Raw genomic sequence first — 18,386 nt, forward strand, 5'->3', positions numbered from 1 at the left:
AAGGGTCACGCTCGTGATCACCTGCCCACAGCCCAGCACCATCGGGCTGCAAAAGGAATCCTCACAGTCAGCCCAGGGCCGCGACGAGCTCCGTGGCCTGCCGGATCGCCCGCTTGGCGTCCAGCTCGGCGGCCACGTCGGCCCCGCCGATGAGGTGCACCGGGACGGCGCGAGCGTCGTGCCCGGCGTCGAGCAGCGCGTCGTGCAGCACCCGCAGCGGCTCCTGACCCGTGCACAGCACCACCGTGTCGACCGGCAGGACCAGTTCGGCCGGCTCCGTGCCGTCGGCTCCCGGCACGGCGAGGTGCAGCCCGTCGTCGTCGATCCGCCGGTACGCCACCCCGCTCAGGGTGCGGACGCCCCCGGCCCGGAGCGAGGCCCGGTGGATCCAGCCGGTCGTGCGGCCCAGCCCGGCCCCGAGCTTGCCGGGGGAGCGCTGCAGCAGCGTCACCTCGCGCGCGGGCCGTTCGGGGCACGGCGCGGCCAGGCCGCCCCGGGCGGACAGCGTCGTGTCGACCCCCCACGCGCGGTAGAAGTCCGCGCCCGGGGAGTGCAGGAGGAACTCGGCGACGTCGAAGCCGATGCCCCCGGCCCCGAGGACGGCCACCCGGCGGCCCACGGGCGCCCCGTGGTGCAGGACGTCCCGGTAGCCCACGACCGACGGGTGGTCCACCCCCTCGATCGCGGGCACGCGGGGCTCCACGCCCGTGGCGAGCACGAGCCGGTCGAAGCCGCCCAGGTGCCCGGGCCCGGCCGGCGTCCCGAGCCGCACGTCCACGCCCAGCTCGGCGAGCCGCACGCCGTAGTAGCGCAGCGTCTCCGCGTACTCCTCCTTGCCGGGGATGCGCAGGGCCATCAGGAACTGCCCGCCGATACGGTCCTCCGCCTCGAAGAGGGTCACGGCGTGCCCGGCCTCCGCGGCGTTGACGGCGAAGGCCAGCCCGGCGGGGCCGGCGCCGACCACGCCGATCCGCTCGGCGCGGCGGGTGGGGCCCAGGCGCAGCAGGGTCTCGTGCCCGGCCCGGGGGTTGACCAGGCAGGACGCGGTCCGGCCCGCGAAGGTGTGGTCCAGGCACGCCTGGTTGCACGCGATGCACGTGTTGATCGTGTCCGGCCGGCCGCCCGCGGCCTTGGCCACGAAGTCCGGGTCCGCGAGCAGGGGCCGGGCCAGGGAGACCATGTCCGCGTCCCCGTCCGCCAGGATCCGCTCCGCGGTCTCCGGAGTGCTGATGCGGTTGACGGCGACCAGGGGGATCGAGACCTCGCCCTTGAGCCGGCGCGTCACCCACGAGAAGCCGCCGCGGGGGACCACCGTGGCGATGGTGGGGATGCGCGCCTCGTGCCAGCCGATGCCGGTGTTGAGCAGGGTGGCGCCGGCGGCCTCGACCGCCCGGGCCAGCGTCACGACCTCCTCCAGCGTGGAGCCGCCCGGGACCAGGTCCAGCATGGAGAGGCGGTACACCAGGATGAACTCCGGGCCGGTGCGCTCCCGCACGCGGCGGACGATCTCCACGGGCAGGCGCATCCGGTTCTCGAAGGACCCGCCCCACCGGTCGGTGCGGTGGTTGGTCTCCGCGGCGACGAACTCGTTGATGAGGTAGCCCTCGGAGCCCATCACCTCCACGCCGTCGTAGCCGGCCTCCCGGGCGAGCGCGGCGGTGCGGGCGAAGTCCTCGACGGTCCGCTCGATCTCCTCGGGGCTCAGCTCGTGCGGGACCACGGGGCTGATGGGGGCGCGCAGCGGGCTCGGCGCCACGGCGTCGGGCGTCCTCGCGTAGCGGCCGGCGTGCAGGATCTGCAGGGCGATCCTCCCGCCCTCGGCGTGCACCGCGTCCGTGACCGTGCGGTGCCGGGCCACCTCCTCGGGCGTGCTCAGCACGGCCCCGCCGGCGTGCGTGGCGCCCTCGGGGTTCGGTCCGATGCCGCCGGTGACGATGAGCCCCACTCCGCCGCGCACCCGCTCCGCGTAGAACTCCGCGAGGCGCTCGAACCCTCCGGGCAGCTCCTCGAGGCCGGTGTGCATCGACCCCATGAGCACCCGGTTGGGCAGGGTGGTGAAGCCCAGGTCCAGGGGCGCGAGCAGGCGCGGATAGGGCACGGTCATGTGATACTCCTCGTCTCAGGTACTTGGGTCACCGTAGGCGAGGAGTGAGCCGCCTCACAAGCGCGGCGCGGCCTTCAGAGGCGGGCCAGCAGGTCCTTCCAGGTCGTGCGCCACCGCGCGGCGTCGTCGGCGGAGGCCAGCCCCCGGTGCGTGAGGGCCACCGTGGCGCGGCCGTCCCCCCTGGCGCCGATGGTCGCGGCGACCCGGGTCCCGTCGGCGAGCCGCACGCGCCAGTAGCGCCAGCTCTCGGTCGCGGCGGTGGTGGGCGGCTGCCGGAACGGGACGCCGCGGACCTCCGTGCGCCCCGCCATGAGCTCGGCCCACCGGGCGAGCGCCTCGTCCGGGGTGCCGGCCACCGTGCGGCTCGCGCTCAGCCCGAAGCTGCCGTCCGCGGCCTGGCCGGGCCGGCGGGCTCCCGTGTGCTGCTCCCAGGCCACCGCGACGGACTGGCCCCACCACTCGTGGTTCTCGACGACGCCGTCCAGCTGCTCCGCCACGCGGCGGGCGACCTCGGCGTGGCTCATCGCCCGGGCGCCGAGCTCCTCGAGCCGCGCCGTCCAGGTCTCCCACGGGACGCCGGTGGCCCGGGCGATCCCCTCCGTGCTGATGCCGCGGGTGCGCACGGGTCCGTGGCGCCGCCGCGCCGGGTCAGTCCCCGGCCGTGGGGCCGGGGCCGCCCGCCCCGGCCCCGAAGTCCGGGTCGGCGGGGTCGGCGGCGTCGCCCGCGCTCGGGACGCGCTGGCCGGCGTTGGTCTGGCCCAGCGGGTCCTGCGCCGTCTCGAGGTCGCGGGCCGGGGTGTCCGGCACGCCGACGTCGTCGGCCAGGTGCGGGTCGTCGGGGAGCTGGTCGCCGGATCCGGGAGTCGTGTCCATGGCCCCAGCCAACCAGCGGCTCCCGGTCCTGGCAAGGGCCGCCGCGGCCGTGCCGGCACCGCCGCGTCCCGGCCCGCCGACGCCGGCGGGCCGGGACGCGGATATCGCGCTCAGCGAATCAACAGGGTGCTGACAGTCTGTGGGTGTCGTGCCATAGTGGGATGCAGAGGCCCGCTCCGGCGGGGCATTCATCGTCGTCGATCAAGGCCGCCGCCCGGCGGCGGCCGGAAGCAGGAGAGGATCCCATGGCCACCCCGAACCAGCGCACCGCCCCCTACACCGTGCCCGGTCTGTCCACCGAGAACGGTCACGAGGTCGCCCAGACGCTGCAGCAGCGCCTGCACGCCCTCAACGACCTCCAGCTCACGCTCAAGCACGCCCACTGGAACGTGGTGGGCCCCAACTTCATCTCCGTCCACGAGATGCTGGACCCGCAGATCGAGCTCGTGCGCGGCTTCGTGGACGAGCTCGCCGAGCGCATGGCGACCATGGGCGTGGGCCCCAGCGGCCTGCCCGGCGACCTCGTGCGGGCCCGCAGCTGGGACGACTACTCGGTCCACCGCGCCACCGGCGTGGAGCACCTCGCCGCCCTCGACCTCGTCTACAACGGCGTGATCGAGGACCACCGCGACGCGATCCAGAAGGTCGGCGAGCTCGACCCGGTCACCGAGGACATGCTCATCGGCCAGGTCCGGGAGCTCGAGCTCTTCCAGTGGTTCATGCGCGCGCACCTCGAGAACAGCGGTGGCGACCTCCAGCACGGCGGCGCCCGCACGGAGCGGGGCGCGGCGGAGTCCGCCGCGCAGTAGTCCGCCCCGTGATCGTGGCAGCCCCCGCCCGCCCCGGCCCCGCAGACCCCCGTGGTCCGCGGGGCCGGGGCGCGTTCACGGCCATGACCTTCAACGTCCGCCGTCCCCTGGAGAGGTACCGGCGGGTGGCGCCGGACGCGTGGTTCACCCGGGCCCCCGCGGTGCGCGCGGTGCTCCGGGGCCACCGGCCCGAGCTGGTCGCCTTCCAGGAGGTCCACCCGCAGCAGCTGCACCACCTGCAGCAGGCCCTGGGGGCGGACCACGTCCTGCTGGGGGGAGGGCGGGAGGCCGACGGCCGCGGCGAGCGGTGCCTGCTGGCCGTGGACACCGCACGCTTCGGGATCGAGCACTGGGAGCAGCGGTGGCTGTCCCCGCAGCCGGAGCTCCCCGGGTCCAAGTGGCCGGGCGACCTCTTCCCCCGCACCCTGGTGCAGGCCGAGCTCACGGACCGGCGCACGGGCGTGGCCTGGCGGGCGGTCGCGACCCACCTCGACCCGTGGCCGGAGCACAGCCGGCTGCGCCAGCTCGCCGCGCTGCAGCGCCGGCTCCTCGGCGGGGACGGGCCCCTGCTGGTCCTCGGGGACATGAACGCGGCCGCCGGCCGGTCCCGCACCTGGGACGCCGCGCTCGCCGGCGGGCTGCGGGACACCCTGCCGGCCGACGCCGCGGGGACCTTCCACCGCTACCGGCGGCCCCGCGCCCGGACCCCGCGCCTGGACTGGATCCTGTACGGCGGTCCGGTCCGCGTCCTCGACGCCCGTGTCCTGGCCGAGCGCCCGCGCGGCGTCTGGGCCTCGGACCACTTCCCGGTGCTGGCCGAGCTCGAGCACGACGACGGCCCCGCCGGCTGAGGACGGGGCCGCCGGTGCGCGGGCCGGTCAGTACACGATGCCGAACACCCACACGCCGAGGGTCATCGTCACGAGGGTGATCAGGACGACGCCCACGACGTTCAGCCACAGCCCGCCCCGGATCATCTGGCCGATCGTCACGTAGCCGGAGCCGAACGCGATGGCGTTGGGCGGGGTGGCCACCGGCAGCATGAACGCGCACGTCGCCGCCAGGGCCACCGGGATGGCCAGCAGCATCGGGTCCATGTTCAGGCCGAGGGCCACGCCCCCGGCCACCGGCAGGAACGTGGCCGCCGTGGCCGTGTTGCTGGTGAGCTCCGTCAGGAAGATCACGCCGGCGGCCACGACCAGGACCAGCACCAGGACGGGCACGGCGCCCAGCGCCTCGACCTGGGCGCCGATCCACTCGGTGAGCCCGGAGTCCGAGAACTGGGAGGACAGCGCCAGCCCGCCGCCGAACAGGAGCAGCACGCCCCAGGGCAGCTTGACCGCGGACTCCCAGTCCAGCAGCCGGACCCCGCGCTCGGCGCCGGCGGGCAGCAGGAACAGCAGCAGCCCCACGACCATGGCGATCCCGGCGTCGCTGATCGGCGGGGAGTCGAAGATCACGGGCACGAACACCCAGCTGAAGGCCGCCAGCGCGAAGATCGCCAGCACGAGCTTCTCGCCGGTCGACATGGGCCCGAGCTTGTGCAGCTCGTTGTCGATCAGCTTCCGGCCGCCGGGGATCTCGTCGATCTCCGGCTTGAACAGCACCTTGGTGAGCAGGAACCAGGCGATCACGAGCATCACCACGGACAGCGGCACGCCCACGAGCATCCACTGGCCGAAGCCCACGGTGATGTCGTGGGCCTCCTGGAGGTAGCCGACCATCAGGGTGTTCGGCGGGGTGCCGATGATCGTGCCGAGGGAGCCGATGGACGCGGCGTAGGCGATGCCGAGCATCAGGGCGGTGCCGAAGTTCGAGGCGATGACGGCCTCCTTCACCTCCGCGCTCTGCGGGTCGGCGCCCGCCAGGTCGGTGTCGGCGGCACCGGCCTCGGCGGCGGCATCGGCCATCAGGTTGGGCAGCAGCAGCAGGACGGACACGCCGATGGGGATCATCATGACGGCCGTGGCGGTGTTGGAGACCCACATGCTGAGGAAGCCGGTCGCGATCATGAAGCCGGCCACCATCTGGGCCGGCTTGGTTCCCATGACCCGCACGGTGCGCAGGGCGATCCGCCGGTGCAGGTTCCAGCGCTGCATCGCCAGGGCCAGGAGGAACCCGCCCATGAAGAGGAAGATGATGTTGCTCCCGTAGGAGGCGCCGACGTCGTCCACGGCCACGTCCGGCGCGAGCACCGGGAAGATGATCAGCGGCAGCAGGGCGGTGGCCGGGATCGGGATGGCCTCCGTCATCCACCACACGCCCATGAGCCCGGCGGTGGCGGCCGTGAGCCGGGCGTGCTGGGCCAGGTCCGCGGGCAGGAGCACGTAGATCAACAGCGCCAGGACCAGTCCTGCGACGAGCCCGCTCCACTTGATCCGGTGGGTCTTGTGGTGCTCCGCGGGGGCCCGTTCTCCCGGCGACCGGTGGTCGCTCTCCTGCGCGTGACCGGGTCCCGGGACGTCGTCCTCCAGGCGGGGTCCGCCGGCCGATGGGGTGCTGCCCATGTCTCCTCCAGGTGTGCTCGTGGTGGGTGCGCTGTGCGTCATGTTCCGGACGTCCCGCCGGCCCACGGCGCGGTGCGCCGGGAGCCCGTGCGGCTGCCGGCCGCGGGCGGGGTTCCTCCGCCGGTGGCCTGCACCACCGGCAGCCGGATGCAGGCGGCGAGGTGCTCCCGCGAGGTCTGCCGCCCCACCGGGGGGCTGCTGCCGGTGCCCGGCGGCGGGACGGGCGGCGGGACGGTCTCCGCGCACTCGTCGGCCGCCCACGGGCACCGCGTGCGGAACACGCACCCGGACGGCGGGTCGAGGGGGGAGGGCACCTCGCCCTCCAGCGGGGCGGTCCGGCGGCGGCGCTCCGCCACCGGGTCGGCGGACGGGGCGGAGGCCATCAGCGCCTTGGTGTAGGGGTGGGCGGGGGCGCCGAAGAGGTCCCGGACGTCCCCGTCCTCCATGAGCCGGCCGAGGTACATCACGAGGACGTGGTCGCTCATGTGCTCCACGACGGCGAGGTCGTGGGCGATGAACAGGTACGTGAGCCCCAGCTCGTCCTGCAGCCGGTTGAGCAGGTTCATGATCTGCGCCTGGACGGACACGTCCAGGGAGGCGGTCGCCTCGTCGAGGATGACGAGGTCCGGTTCCCCCGCGAGCGCCCGGGCGATGGACACGCGCTGGCGCTGCCCGCCCGAGAGCTCGTGCGGGTACCGGTCCAGGAAGCGCCCGGAGAGGCCCACGAGCTCGAACAGCTCCGCGACCCGGCGGCGGCGCCCCTCCTTGTCCCCGCCGAGGCCGTGCACCTCGAGGGGCTCCGCCACGGCCCGGGAGACGTGCTGGCGGGGGTCCAGGGACGCGAACGGGTCCTGGAACACCATGGCGATCCGCCGCCGCAGGGCCTTGAGCTCCCGGCCCCGCACGGAGGTGATGTCCTGGCCGTCGAGCAGCACGGTCCCCGCGCTGGGCTCCACCAGGTGCATCAGCGCGTTGGCCACGGTGGACTTGCCGGAGCCGGACTCGCCCACCAGGGACACCGTCTGCCCCCGGTGGACGTCGAAGTCGATCCCGGCCACCGCCTGGACCACGCCCTTGCCGCGGTCGGTGGTGACGGGAAAGCGGACCTGCAGGTCCCGCACGCTGAGCAGCGGCCCGTGGTCGTCGGTCATCGGGGACCTCCTCGCCGGCCGGTGCCGTCCGCGCTCCCGCCGTAGAAGGTGCGGACCACGTGCTCCGGGCCCACCGGGGTCTCCGGCGGGCGCTCCGTCTCGCAGCGGGGGTCCCCCCGCACGGGGCAGCGGTCCCAGAACAGGCAGCCCTGGGGCAGGTGCTTCGGGTCCGGCGGGCTGCCGGGGATCACGGCGAGCTCGCCCTTGCTGCCGGCCGTCTGCGGCCGGGCGGCCATGAGGCCCCGGGTGTAGGGGTGGCGGGGGTCGGTGAAGAGCTCCTCGAGGGGCGCGGACTCCACGATCTGCCCGCCGTAGAGCACGGCCACCCGGTCCGCGATGCCCGAGACCACGCCGAGGTCGTGGCTGATCCAGATCACGCTCATGCCGCGGGACTCCTGCAGCTCCTTGACCCGCTCCAGGATCTGGGCCTGCGTCGTGACGTCGAGCGCGGTCGTGGGCTCGTCCGCCACGAGCAGCTCGGGGCCGCAGGCCAGGGCCACGGCGATCATCACGCGCTGCTTCATCCCGCCCGAGAGCTGGTGGGGGTAGGAGGAGAGGCGGGACGGCGGGTCGGGGATGCCGACGGCCTCGAGCAGCTCGAGCGCCCGCCGCCGCGCGTCGCGGCGGGTGAGGCCCAGGTGGAAGCGCGGCGCCTCCGTGAGCTGCTGCTCCACGGTCAGCACCGGGTTCAGGGACGTCGAGGGGTCCTGGAAGATGAAGCCCACCCGCCGGCCGTGGACGCCGCGCAGCTGCCGGGGAGCCATCGTCACGATGTCCTGCCCGTCCAGCAGGGACCGTCCGCTCACCCGGGCGGGCGGGGAGTCGATCAGGCCGGTGGCCGCGAGCACCGTCATGGACTTGCCGGACCCGGACTCGCCCACGATGCCCAGGGTGCCGCCCCGGGGCACGGAGAAGGACACGCCGTTGACGATCTCCGCGGGGCCGATCCGGACGGTGAGGTCCCGGACGTCGAGCAGCACGTCCGGGTCGGCGGCGGCCGGGGCGGTGGGGCGGCGGTGCTCGGTCGTGCGCATCAGGCGCTCCTGCGGATCTCGTCGGCGGTCCGCTGGCGCGGGTCGAGGACGTCGCGCATGCCGTCGCCCACCAGGTTGAACGCCAGCACGGTGAGGAAGATGGCCAGGCCCGGGAACACGCTCATCCACCAGGCGTCGTAGATGAAGGCCTGGGCGTCGTAGAGCATCCGCCCCCACGAGGGCTCGGGCGGCTGGACGCCGAGCCCCAGGAAGGACAGCGCGGCCTCGGAGAGGATCGCGAAGGCCAGCGAGAGGGAGGTCTGGACGGTGATGGGCCCCATGATGTTCGGCAGCACGTGCCGGCGCAGGATGAGGCCGTCGGACGCCCCGACGGCCTGGGAGGCCTTGACGTAGAGCTCCTCGCGCACGGCGAGCGTGGAGGCCCGGGTGATGCGGGCGAAGATGGGCGTGTAGACCACGCCGATCGCGATCATCGCCGTGGTCAGCCCGGGGCCCAGGACGGCCACGATGGCCATGGCCAGCAGCAGGATGGGGAAGGCGAAGAGCACGTCCGCGCTGCGCATGATCACCGTGTCCGTCCAGCCGCCGAAGAAACCGGCCACGAGGCCCAGGGCCACCCCGACCACCAGGGCGATGCCCACGGCCACGAGCCCCACGGTCAGGGAGATCCGGGCGGAGAGCACCACGCGGGAGAACACGTCCCGGCCCAGCTCGTCGGTGCCGAACAGGTGCGCGCCCGAGGGCGGCTGCAGGGCGTTGACCACGTCGATGTCGTTGGCCCCGTACGGGGCGATCCAGCGCCCGAGCACGGCGAGCAGGACCACGAGCACCAGGATGGCCAGGCCGGCGGCCGTGACCTTGTTCGAGACCAGCATCCGCAGGGTGCCGGTCCGGCTGACCTCCTCCGGGGTCTCCGCCGGCTCGGCGGGCCGCGGGACGGGCCCGGTGCGGCCGTTGCCGGCGCCGGGGGCGCGGGGGTCGGGCGAGGGCGTCTCGGGGCTGCTCATGACACACGGATCCTCGGGTCGACGACGGCGTACAGGATGTCCACCAGCAGGTTGATCAGCAGGAAGATCAGGGCGATCAGCAGCACGGTGCCCTGGACCACCGGGTAGTCGCGGGCCGCGACGGCGTCGAACACCAGCCGGCCCAGACCCGGCCACGCGAAGACCACCTCGATGACGATGAGCCCGCCGAGCATCGTGGCGGCCTGGACCCCGGCCACCGTGAGGATCGGCACGAGCGCGTTGCGCAGCACGTGCCGGCCGACCACCGTGCGGCGGGGCAGGCCCTTGGACCGGGCGGTGCGCACGTAGTTGGAGCCGACGACGTCGAGCACCGCGGAGCGCACGTACCGGGTCATGATGGACCCGGAGACCACGCCCACGGCGAGCCCCGGCAGGATCACCCGCTGGAGCCAGCCCCACGGGTCCTCCGTGAAGGGCACGTACCCGGACGGCGGCAGCAGCCCCAGCATCGTGGAGAACACGATGATCAGGAGCAGGCCGAGCCAGAAGTCGGGGACCGAGACGCCGAACTGGCTCACGGCCCGGATCCCGCCGTCGGCCGTGGAGCCGCGGCGCAGGGCCGCCCAGGTGCCGAGCGGGAACGCGATGAGCAGCGCGATCGTGATGCCGGCGAGGCCGAGGGACACCGTGGCCGGCAGCCGGTCCAGCAGGATGAGGGTGACCGGCTCGCCGCTGCGGAAGCTCACCCCGAGGTTCCCGGTCAGGGCGTTGCCGATGTAGGCGAAGAACTGCACGAGCAGGGGCCGGTCGAGCCCGGAGGCCTCCCGCAGCGCGTCGTAGGACTCCTGGGTGAAGCGGGTGCCGAGGGCCACCCGCACGGGGTCCCCGGGGACGAGCTGGAGGAGGGCGAAGACCACGACCAGCACGCCGAGGAGCACCACCGCGGTGTGCAGCAGGCGCTTGACGAGGAATCTCAGGAACGGGCTGGTCATTCCGGGTCCTCCTCGAGCCGGACGTCGTTGAACCGGACGGCCCGGTCCGGCCGGGGCTCGTACCCCTCCAGCTCGGGGACCCACGCCTGGACCACGTCGGGGTTGTACAGGTAGACGTAGCTGGCATCGTCCACGATCTGCTCCGCCGCCCGGTCGTAGAGCTCCTTGCGGGCGTCCTCGTCGGTCTCGGTGCGCCCCGCGTCCAGGAGCCGGTCGACCTCGGGGCTGCTGTAGCCCTGGGCGTTGTTCGATCCCTCGGAGTGGTGCTGGTTGTAGTAGTAGTCGTTGACGTCCACGTTGCCGAGCCAGCCCAGGAGCAGCATGTCGAAGCTCCCGCGGGCCTGCTCGTCGAGCCAGGTCGCGAAGTCGAGGGTGCGGATGTCCGTGGCGACCCCGATCTCCGAGAGGTTGGCGGCGATCACCTGGGCCGCCGTGACCGTCTCCGGGAACTCGTTGGTCACCATGAGGTCGACGGTCTCCCCGGCCAGGCCCGAGCTCTCGGCGAGCTCGCGGGCCCGGTCCGGGTCCTGCTCGAACGGCGCGTACTCGTGGTGCCAGACGGACGTCTCGGGAACCGCGGTCTGGTTCACGGTGGCGTTGCCGTACCAGGTGACCTGGGCGATGGCCTCCCGGTCGATGGCGTGGGCGACGGCCAGGCGCGCGTCGAGCGAGTCGAAGGGCGGGCGCTGCTGGTTCATGGTCACGTACCAGTAGTCCGTCGAGGGGACGCTCGCGACCTCGACGTCGGGGTTCTGCCGCAGCGAGTTCACCCGCTGCGGCGGGATGGAGTCGGTCCAGTGCACCTCCCCGGCGGTGAGGTCCGCGAGCGCCGTGGTGCCCTCCGAGATGAACCGGTAGACGACCCCGGGGACGTGGGGGCCCTCGCCCCAGTAGTCCTCGTTGGCCCGCAGGGTCACGGCCGTGCTCGCGGAGTTGCCCACCACCTCGAACGGTCCCGTGCCCACCGGGTCGAGCTGGACGTCCCCGCTCTCCACGTTCCGCCGCTCGACGATGGCCATGCCCTTGTACCCGCCGATCGCGGCGAGCAGCGCGGGGGTCGGCTGGGACACGTCGATGCGCACCGTGTGCTCGTCCACCGCGACGACGTCCTCGACGGCGGAGAGGCGGTAGGCGTTGGCCAGCTGCTCGTCGATGATCCGGTCGTAGGAGTACACGACGTCCTCGGCCGTGAACGCGGAGCCGTCGTGGAACGTGACGCCCTCCCGGAGGCGGAACGTCCAGGAGAGCTCGTCCTCGCTGACCTCCCAGGACTCGGCGAGGGCGGGCTGCATCTCGAGGTTCTCGTCGGGCTGCACCAGGGTGTCGTAGACGTTCTCGAGGATCTGGAAGGAGAAGTAGGCGCTCGTGTTGTGCGGGTCGAGCTGGTCGGGCTCCCCGGCGATGGCCACCCTGAGGTAGTCGTCGGTGTCGACCTCGCCGGCTCCTGCCAGGTCCACGCCCTCGCCCGCGGAGCAGGCGCCCAGGGCGAGGCACACGGCACCTCCCAGCGCGACGATCCGTGCTCCGCGTGCCATCCGCCGCCTCCGGTGGTAGGAATGAGCCGTCCGCCCGGGAGGACCCGGCGGGTGCCCCGTTCGGCCGCCCTGCCGGTGCGCACCCGGTCGTGGGTGTCGTCCCACCCTATGCATCCGGGACTGCCCACCACCACACCCGCGGCACCGGCGTGCCGGGACGGGCGGCGTCCGCCCCGGTCAGCGCGGGGACAGCCATCGACAAGGAACCGGTCGTCACGGACGTGACGGCCAGGAGGTGATCGTGACCTACACCGTGATCGCCCGGAGCGCGGACTCCCGTCTGCTCGGGGCCGCCACGGCGAGCTGCTCGCTCGCCGTGGGCAACGCCGTGCCGGCCCTCGTGCCCACCGCCGGGGTGGTGGCCTCCCAGGCGTGGACCAACCGGCGGCTGCGCTTCGAGATGCTCCGCACCCTGCACCACGGGGGCACTGCCGAGGAGGCGATCGCAGCTCTGACCGACGCCGACCCCGACCTGGCGCTGCGCCAGGTGGCGGTCCTGCCCGTGGCGGGGCCCGGGGCGCACCTCACGGGCAGCCTGTGCACGCCGTGGGCCGGGGGCGTGGCCGGGGCGGACTTCGTGGTGATCGGCAACTACCTGGCCGGCCCGGAGGTCGTCGAGGCGATGCGCGCCGCGATGGACGAGGCGCTCGCGGTGCCGGGGCCCACCAGCACCGAGATGGGGCGGGCGCTGCTGGCCTGCCTGCGCGCGGGCCAGGACGCGGGCGGCGACAGCCGGGGGCAGCAGAGCGCCGCGGTGCTCGTGGCCGACACGCTCGCCGGCTTCCAGTACCCCGTGCTGCTCGACGTCGACCTGCGCGCCGACAACTCGCCCACTCCGCTGGACGACCTCGAGGAGATGCTCGCCCTGAAGGGCCGGGCCCACCCGGCACCGGCCGAGGTGGTGCCCAGCACCGAGGTCCCGCACCGGCCCGAGGACGAGGGGCTCTGGTCCACGGTCCTGTCCTGACCGGCCCGGGGTGGGCGGCCCCCGCCGGGTGGCCTACCCTCGGTGCATGACCACTCGAGCTCCGCTCCCGCCGGTGCGCCGCGGCCCCGCAGCGGGGCTGGCCGCGCTCCTCCTGACGGGAGCGACGGTCCTCGCCGGCTGCTCCCCGCAGCCGGCGGGGACCGCCCCGGACGGCGCCGGGGCGTCGTCCCCGTCCACCACGGCGACCCCGTCCACCACGCCGGCCGCGTCCACCACGGCGGCCCCGTCCTCGGCGCCGGGTCCGGCGGCGGCTCCGGACCGGGTGGAGGTCGTGGTCACGGGCGACGTCCTGCTCCACCCGGGGCTGTGGGCGCAGGCCGAGGCCGACGGGGGCGGGGAGCTGGACTTCGGCCCGCTGGTGGAGGGCCTGCGCCCGTTCACGGAGGGCGCCGACCTCGCGGTCTGCGACATGGAGACCCCGCTCGCCGCGCCCGAGGGGCCCTTCTCCGGGTACCCCTCGTTCGAGGTGCCGCCGCAGATCGTCCCGGCACTGGCGGGAATCGGCTACGATGCGTGCACCACGGCCACGAACCACGCCCTGGACGCCGGCCCGGAGGGCCTCGAGCGGACCCTCGACGTCCTGGCGGACGCCGGGATCGCCACGACCGGCACGTACCGCTCGGCGCAGGACGCGCAGGAGCCGCTGGTGCTGGACGCCGGCGGCGTGCGGGTCGGGCTCGTGACCGGGACCTACGGGCTCAACGGCAACGTGCCGGACGCCGCGTGGCGCGTGGACCTGCTGGACGTGCCCGAGATGGTCGGGAAGGCGCGCCGGGCCCGGGAGGCCGGGGCGGAGATCGTGCTGGCCGCGGTCCATGCCGGGCAGGAGTACTCCTCGGCGCCCGACCGGCAGCAGCTCGAGGTCACGCACGCGCTCGCCGACAGCGGGGAGTTCGACTTCGTCTACGGCCACCACACGCACTCGGTGCTGCCGATCGAGAAGCACGGCGACACCTGGATCGTGCACGGGCTGGGCAACAGCCTCTCGGAGCACGCCACCCGGGTGCCGGTGAACAACGAGGGCCTGACGGTCAGCATGTCCTTCACCCGCGAGGAGGGGCAGTGGGTCGCGGGCGACCCGGTGTGGACCCCGCACATCCTCACCCTCGACCCGATCCGGTGGTGTGCGCTGCCGGCCGAGGACGTCTGCCGCTCGCGGGAGGAGGACGCGGCGTCCCTGGCCCGCACCGCGCGCACCGTGGAGGCGATGGGCGCCGAGGCCGACGGCGCCCGCCCGTGGCGCCCGCTCACCCTCAGTCCCGCGGGACCGCAGGACCCGGCAGGGCCGCAGCAGCCTCCCGCGGGACCGTAGCGCCCCGCGGAAGCGCGGCGCCCCGCGGAACCATGGCGACCCGCAGGGCCGCGGGACCGCAGGACCCCGCAGGGCCGCTGCGCTCAGTCCTCGCCGAGGGCGACGAGCGCCTGCACTGGGGCGTGGTCGCTGGGGTGGCCCCCGGCGAAGCGGGCCGGGTTGATCGCGCTGCGGCTCACCCGGACGTCGGGGCTGGCCAGCACCCAGTCGATGCGCTCCTCGCCCAGCACCGCCTCGCGGTAGTCCGGGAAGGTGCCCCACTCGGGGGTGAGCCGCTCCTCGGCGGCCGCCCAGGTGTCCTCGAGCACCCCGGAGCCCACGAGCGTGGTGTAGGCCCCGGAGTCCTCCGCCACCGCGTTGAAGTCCCCGGTGACCACGGTGGGGGTGTGCGGGCGGAAGCTGTGCACGAGATCGACCAGGGCCTCCGCGCTGCGGTCCCGGGCGTTCTCGGAGTCGTGGTCGAAGTGGGTGTTGACGAGCACGAGCTCGGCGCCGGTGCCGCGGTCCAGGAAGCGGCCCCAGGTGACGATCCGGGGGATGTCGTTGCCCCACGTGGTCGAGCCGATGAGCTCCGGGGTGTCGGAGAGCCAGAACTGGTCCCACTCCAGCAGCTCCAGGCGCCGCGCGTCGTAGAAGATCGCGGAGTACTCGCCCTTGCTGCCCCCGGCGCGGCCGTAGCCGACCATCCGGTAGCCGGCGGGCAGCGCCTGCTCCACCGCCGGCAGCTGGTGGTGCAGGGCCTCCTGCACCCCGAGGAGCGTGGGCTGCTCGAGCTGCAGCAGCCGCGCCAGCCGGGGCGCGCGGTCGGGCCAGTGGTCCGGGTCCCCGGTGCGCGTGCCGCTGTGCTGGAAGCGGATGTTGTAGCTCATCACGTGCAGGGCGCGGCCGGTGGCGGGCCCGATGAGCGGCACCGCGGGATCGGCGACGCCGGGAGTCGTGCAACGGTCGAGAAGGACGGTGTCTGGTGACATCACTGCTCCAGGGTGGGGGAGTGCGGGGGCGTCGTGGTCCCATGGTGGACCGGGCGGTCCGACCGCGGCGCCACCGCGGGGGAACCCCCGGTGGCCGTCGGATGAATTCGTGGCGTCCGCCACGGGGGACGCGGCCCCGTGGCTGCCGGTGCACGGCTCAGGCATCGGAGGCCGCCACGGGGAACTGCCGGATCTGCCCGGCGGCGAGCTCGTGGACCCGGCCGTCCACGCACACGCGCACGGGCTCCGCGGGGCCCGGGCCGAGGTAGAGCCGCAGCGCGGAGCGGGTGACCTCGACCTGGATGGGCTGGTTACGGTAGCTGACCGAGAAGGACACCCTGGGCAGCTCGGGCGGGATCGCCGGGTGCAGCCACAGCATGTCGTCCCGCACCTCCAGGCCCGTGTAGCAGCGGGTGAGGATGTCCACGGAGCCGGCCATGGCTCCCAGGTGCACGCCCTCGCGGACGGTGTCCCCCTGGGCGTCGACGAGGTCGCTGTTGAGCGCCCGCGTCAGGAAGGACCAGGAGCTGCGCCGGTCCCGGCGGGCCTCGACCCAGGAGTGCACCACGTTGGAGAGCGTGGACCCGTGCGAGGACCGGTCGCAGTAGAAGGCCACGGTGGCCCGGACCGCCTCCGCCGGGAAGTCGTAGCCCATCTGCCCCAGCAGCTCCCGCAGCTCCTCCGCGGAGAACAGGTACAGCAGCATCAGGACGTCGGCCTGCTTGGCCAGCCGGTAGTCGTTCGTGGACAGCCCCTCGGCGTCCAGGATGAGGTCGAGGCGGCCGATGTACCCGTAGCGGGCCCGGTAGTCCTCCCACGCGAACTCCGGCAGCTCCTCGTAGCCCTCGAACTGGGCGAGGACGCCGCCGGCCAGGAACGGGACGCGCAGTCGCGTGCGGATCCGCTCCCAGCGGGCCAGCTCGTCCTCCCGCAGGCCGAGGCGCCGCCACAGGGGGCCGCCGTAGTCCTGGCCGAGGCGCTCCACCATCTCGGCCGCCCGCGCGAGCAGCCAGGCCGTCATGACGTTCGTGTAGGCGTTGTTGCGCAGCCCCGACCCCGGTGTCCCGGGGTAGCCGTCGTGGAACTCGTCCGGGCCCATCACCCCGGTGATCACCCACCGGTCGTCCTCGGGGTCGTGCACGGCCAGGCTCGCGAAGAACCGGGCGATCTCCACCACGAGCTCGGCGCCCTCCTCGATCAGGAAGCGGGTGTCGCCGGTGGCCTGGTAGTAGTGCCACACGCTGTGCGCCACCGCCAGCCCCACGTGGCGCTGCAGCCGCGAGTGGTCGGGGATCCACCGGCCGGTGCGAGGGTTGAACAGCGCCCGCGGGGTCTCCTCCCGCCCGTCGCTGCCGCTCTGCCACGGGAACATGGCGCCCTCGTGGCCGGCCGCGCGGGCGGCCGCCCGCGCCTCGGGCAGGCGCCGGTACCGGTAGGCGAGCAGCGCCCGGGTCCACTCGGGGCGCCGGAGGGTGAGCATGGGGTAGACGAACATCTCGTCCCAGAACACGTGGCCGCGGTAGCCCTCGCCGTGCAGCCCGCGGGGCGGGACGCCGGCGTCCAGGTCCGGGTGCGCGGCCGCCACCGACTGCAGCACGTGGAAGGTGTTGAGGTTGACGGCCAGGCCCTGCTGACCGCCGGCGTCGGTGGCCACGGCGAACGCCGACCACAGGGCCTGCCACGCCACCACGTGCGCGGAGAGCAGCTCGTCGAAGCCGCCCGCCCGCTCCAGCAGCGTGGCCGCGGCGAGCGCGGGCGTGGAGATCGCCCGGTCCTGCGAGGTCACCAGGGCCACGACCTTCTCGACCCGCACGGCCCGGCCGGGGTCCATCCGCAGCCGCAGCTCGTGGCCCACCACGCCGGGGGCCGGCCGGGCCGGGACCCGGGAGAGCATCCGGTCCTGGGAGCCGCTGCGGAGCACGCGGGTGCGGGCGGCCACGGCGATCCGGACGCCGGACTGGGACGTGGTGGCCTGGACCCGCGCGGTGCCGTGGCCCAGGTCCTCGAGGAGGGCGTCGTCGAGGTGGCGGCCGGACAGGGCGGCGTCGTCCGCGACGTTGCGGTTGTGGACGTCGGCGTCCACGAGGCTGCGCACGGTCAGGGTCCCGCTCCAGTCCTCGGCCTCGAAGACCGTCTCCTGGCCGGCCAGGTGCCGCTGGTCCTGGGAGACGAACCGGCGGGTGGTCACACGGGTGGTGCGCCCGGCCTCGTCCCGGAAGCGCAGGGCGCGGGTCAGCACCCCGGTGCGCAGGTCGAGGTCCTGGTGGTGCTCCAGCACGTTCTCCGGGGCGGGCTCGAACCAGTAGCCGTCCTGGACGCGGTACTGCACCAGCAGCCAGTTGGGGGCGTTGACGAGGTCCTCGTGCTCCAGGACGAGGCCGGTGACCTCGGAGCGCAGCCGGTTGTAGACGCCGGCGAGGTAGGTGCCGGGGTAGTGGGTCCCGCCGGCCCGGGACTCGCACGCGGCGCCGCGCACCGCCATGTACCCGTTGCCGAGGGTGCACAGCGACTCCCGCATCCCCTCGCGCGGCGGGTCGAGGCACGAGTAGGTCAGGTTCCACGGGCTGTCCCCGCCGGAGCCGCCGCCCCACTCCGAGTCCTCGGGGGACGTGGCCAGCGGGATGTCGAGGTCCGTCAGGCTGTCCACCACGAGGTGGGCGCCGGCGGCGAGCAGCCGGCCCCGCCGGCCCGCGCCGTCGAGCCCCACGACGAGCCCGAAGCCGTGGGCCACGGCGGCCCGGAGCAGGCGGTCGCTGTCGCTGACCACCACGATGTGCTCGGGCTCCACCGCGAGCCGGCGGGAGGCGAGCAGCAGGGACGCGGCCGGCGGGTGCCGGTCCGGCCCGCCCGGACCCGCCGCCTCCTCCCGTGCGGGCTCGGCCGCGACCACGATGTCCGCCGGCGGACCCTCGGGCAGCTCCGGGTGGGTGGTGATCAGCGCGGTGAGCACGCCCTCGGTGTGCAGGCGGGCGAAGAGCTCGGCGGCGTCGGCCCCGTGCCGCGGGTGCCGGCCGCCGCCCGCGGGTATCGGGACGGGAGCGGGGTCCTCGCCCGCGCGGGCGGCGTCGTCGGGGCCGGACGCCGTCCCCGACGGCGCGAGGGCGAGCACCACCGCTCCGTAGGTGCTCCTGCCGTGGACGGCCGGCTGCTCCAGGACGCCGCTCATGCGGTCATTGTGCCA

General features: G+C 74.3%; 15 protein-coding genes. 4 read left to right on the plus strand and 11 right to left on the minus strand.

Annotation, left to right across the window (positions count from 1 at the left end; genetic code table 11):
* Positions 1-67 precede the first annotated feature (67 nt).
* From RCG67_RS09235 to RCG67_RS09245, 3 genes are all read right to left on the minus strand, one after another.
* Entirely contained in the window at positions 68-2,104 is a 2,037-nt protein-coding gene (locus RCG67_RS09235) for an oxidoreductase (protein ID WP_368825838.1), read from the minus strand.
* 74 nt (positions 2,105-2,178) lie between these two features.
* Positions 2,179-2,727 (minus strand): hypothetical protein, encoded by a 549-nt coding sequence (locus RCG67_RS09240; RefSeq protein ID WP_368825839.1) that lies wholly within the window; start codon positions 2,725-2,727, stop codon positions 2,179-2,181.
* Positions 2,728-2,752: 25 nt separating this feature from the next.
* The gene (locus tag RCG67_RS09245; RefSeq protein ID WP_368825840.1) at positions 2,753-2,977 is read right to left on the minus strand and encodes a hypothetical protein; all 225 of its coding nucleotides are present in this window, start codon (positions 2,975-2,977) and stop codon (positions 2,753-2,755) included.
* Between the two features lie 245 nt (positions 2,978-3,222).
* Between RCG67_RS09245 and RCG67_RS09250 the strand changes: the two genes are divergently transcribed.
* Both RCG67_RS09250 and RCG67_RS09255 read left to right on the plus strand, forming a co-directional pair.
* A complete protein-coding gene (locus RCG67_RS09250) occupies positions 3,223-3,786 on the plus strand; it encodes a Dps family protein (protein ID WP_368825841.1) in 564 nt (187 codons plus the stop codon).
* A gap of 83 nt (positions 3,787-3,869) precedes the next feature.
* Positions 3,870-4,637, plus strand: a complete 768-nt coding sequence (locus RCG67_RS09255) for an endonuclease/exonuclease/phosphatase family protein (RefSeq protein WP_368825842.1) — start codon at positions 3,870-3,872, stop codon at positions 4,635-4,637.
* A 27-nt stretch (positions 4,638-4,664) separates the two neighbouring features.
* Here RCG67_RS09255 and RCG67_RS09260 read toward each other — a convergent pair whose 3' ends face one another.
* The 6 genes from RCG67_RS09260 to RCG67_RS09285 are packed head-to-tail and all read right to left on the minus strand — an operon-like array spanning position 4,665 to position 11,934.
* Positions 4,665-6,293, minus strand: a complete 1,629-nt coding sequence (locus RCG67_RS09260; protein WP_368825843.1) for an SLC13 family permease — start codon at positions 6,291-6,293, stop codon at positions 4,665-4,667.
* A 38-nt stretch (positions 6,294-6,331) separates the two neighbouring features.
* Positions 6,332-7,444: an ABC transporter ATP-binding protein gene (locus RCG67_RS09265; RefSeq protein ID WP_368825844.1), complete on the minus strand. Its 1,113-nt coding sequence runs from the start codon at positions 7,442-7,444 to the stop codon at positions 6,332-6,334.
* Complete coding sequence (locus tag RCG67_RS09270) at positions 7,441-8,478, minus strand: ABC transporter ATP-binding protein (RefSeq protein ID WP_368825845.1); 1,038 nt, start codon at positions 8,476-8,478, stop codon at positions 7,441-7,443. Before RCG67_RS09270 ends, RCG67_RS09265 begins: the two co-directional genes overlap by 4 nt.
* A complete protein-coding gene (locus RCG67_RS09275) occupies positions 8,478-9,446 on the minus strand; it encodes an ABC transporter permease (protein ID WP_082697221.1) in 969 nt (322 codons plus the stop codon). Before RCG67_RS09275 ends, RCG67_RS09270 begins: the two co-directional genes overlap by 1 nt.
* Positions 9,443-10,399, minus strand: a complete 957-nt coding sequence (locus tag RCG67_RS09280; protein ID WP_368825846.1) for an ABC transporter permease — start codon at positions 10,397-10,399, stop codon at positions 9,443-9,445. Before RCG67_RS09280 ends, RCG67_RS09275 begins: the two co-directional genes overlap by 4 nt.
* On the minus strand, positions 10,396-11,934 hold the full coding sequence (locus RCG67_RS09285) for an ABC transporter substrate-binding protein (protein WP_368825847.1): 1,539 nt from the start codon (positions 11,932-11,934) through the stop codon (positions 10,396-10,398). The genes RCG67_RS09280 and RCG67_RS09285 overlap by 4 nt, the downstream gene beginning before the upstream one ends.
* 241 nt (positions 11,935-12,175) lie before the next feature.
* On the opposite strand from RCG67_RS09285, the gene RCG67_RS09290 reads away from it, so the two are divergent.
* Positions 12,176-12,901, plus strand: coding sequence for a DUF1028 domain-containing protein (locus tag RCG67_RS09290; RefSeq protein ID WP_368825848.1), 726 nt, complete (start codon positions 12,176-12,178; stop codon positions 12,899-12,901).
* A gap of 46 nt (positions 12,902-12,947) precedes the next feature.
* The gene (locus RCG67_RS09295; protein ID WP_368825849.1) at positions 12,948-14,234 is read left to right on the plus strand and encodes a CapA family protein; all 1,287 of its coding nucleotides are present in this window, start codon (positions 12,948-12,950) and stop codon (positions 14,232-14,234) included.
* An 83-nt stretch (positions 14,235-14,317) separates the two neighbouring features.
* On the opposite strand, the gene RCG67_RS09300 is transcribed toward RCG67_RS09295, so the two are convergent.
* Positions 14,318-15,205: an endonuclease/exonuclease/phosphatase family protein gene (locus RCG67_RS09300; protein ID WP_368825850.1), complete on the minus strand. Its 888-nt coding sequence runs from the start codon at positions 15,203-15,205 to the stop codon at positions 14,318-14,320.
* A 157-nt stretch (positions 15,206-15,362) separates the two neighbouring features.
* The gene (locus tag RCG67_RS09305; RefSeq protein WP_368825851.1) at positions 15,363-18,371 is read right to left on the minus strand and encodes a glycosyl hydrolase family 65 domain-containing protein; all 3,009 of its coding nucleotides are present in this window, start codon (positions 18,369-18,371) and stop codon (positions 15,363-15,365) included.
* Positions 18,372-18,386 lie beyond the last annotated feature (15 nt).

The organism is Kocuria cellulosilytica (assembly GCF_040981245.1).
Classification (GTDB): Bacteria; Actinomycetota; Actinomycetes; order Actinomycetales; family Micrococcaceae; genus Kocuria; species Kocuria cellulosilytica.

Bases quoted from the DNA above. Each gene is read 5' to 3' on its own strand.
- RCG67_RS09235 (WP_368825838.1), bottom strand. From the start codon at position 2,104: ATGACCGTGCCCTATCCGCGCCTGCTCGCGCCCCTGGACCTGGGCTTC.
- RCG67_RS09285 (WP_368825847.1), bottom strand. From the start codon at position 11,934: ATGGCACGCGGAGCACGGATCGTCGCGCTGGGAGGTGCCGTGTGCCTC.
- RCG67_RS09245 (WP_368825840.1), bottom strand. From the start codon at position 2,977: ATGGACACGACTCCCGGATCCGGCGACCAGCTCCCCGACGACCCGCAC.
- RCG67_RS09250 (WP_368825841.1), top strand. From the start codon at position 3,223: ATGGCCACCCCGAACCAGCGCACCGCCCCCTACACCGTGCCCGGTCTG.
- RCG67_RS09265 (WP_368825844.1), bottom strand. From the start codon at position 7,444: ATGACCGACGACCACGGGCCGCTGCTCAGCGTGCGGGACCTGCAGGTC.
- RCG67_RS09300 (WP_368825850.1), bottom strand. From the start codon at position 15,205: ATGTCACCAGACACCGTCCTTCTCGACCGTTGCACGACTCCCGGCGTC.
- RCG67_RS09275 (WP_082697221.1), bottom strand. From the start codon at position 9,446: ATGAGCAGCCCCGAGACGCCCTCGCCCGACCCCCGCGCCCCCGGCGCC.
- RCG67_RS09255 (WP_368825842.1), top strand. From the start codon at position 3,870: ATGACCTTCAACGTCCGCCGTCCCCTGGAGAGGTACCGGCGGGTGGCG.
- RCG67_RS09280 (WP_368825846.1), bottom strand. From the start codon at position 10,399: ATGACCAGCCCGTTCCTGAGATTCCTCGTCAAGCGCCTGCTGCACACC.
- RCG67_RS09295 (WP_368825849.1), top strand. From the start codon at position 12,948: ATGACCACTCGAGCTCCGCTCCCGCCGGTGCGCCGCGGCCCCGCAGCG.
- RCG67_RS09270 (WP_368825845.1), bottom strand. From the start codon at position 8,478: ATGCGCACGACCGAGCACCGCCGCCCCACCGCCCCGGCCGCCGCCGAC.
- RCG67_RS09260 (WP_368825843.1), bottom strand. From the start codon at position 6,293: ATGGGCAGCACCCCATCGGCCGGCGGACCCCGCCTGGAGGACGACGTC.
- RCG67_RS09305 (WP_368825851.1), bottom strand. From the start codon at position 18,371: ATGAGCGGCGTCCTGGAGCAGCCGGCCGTCCACGGCAGGAGCACCTAC.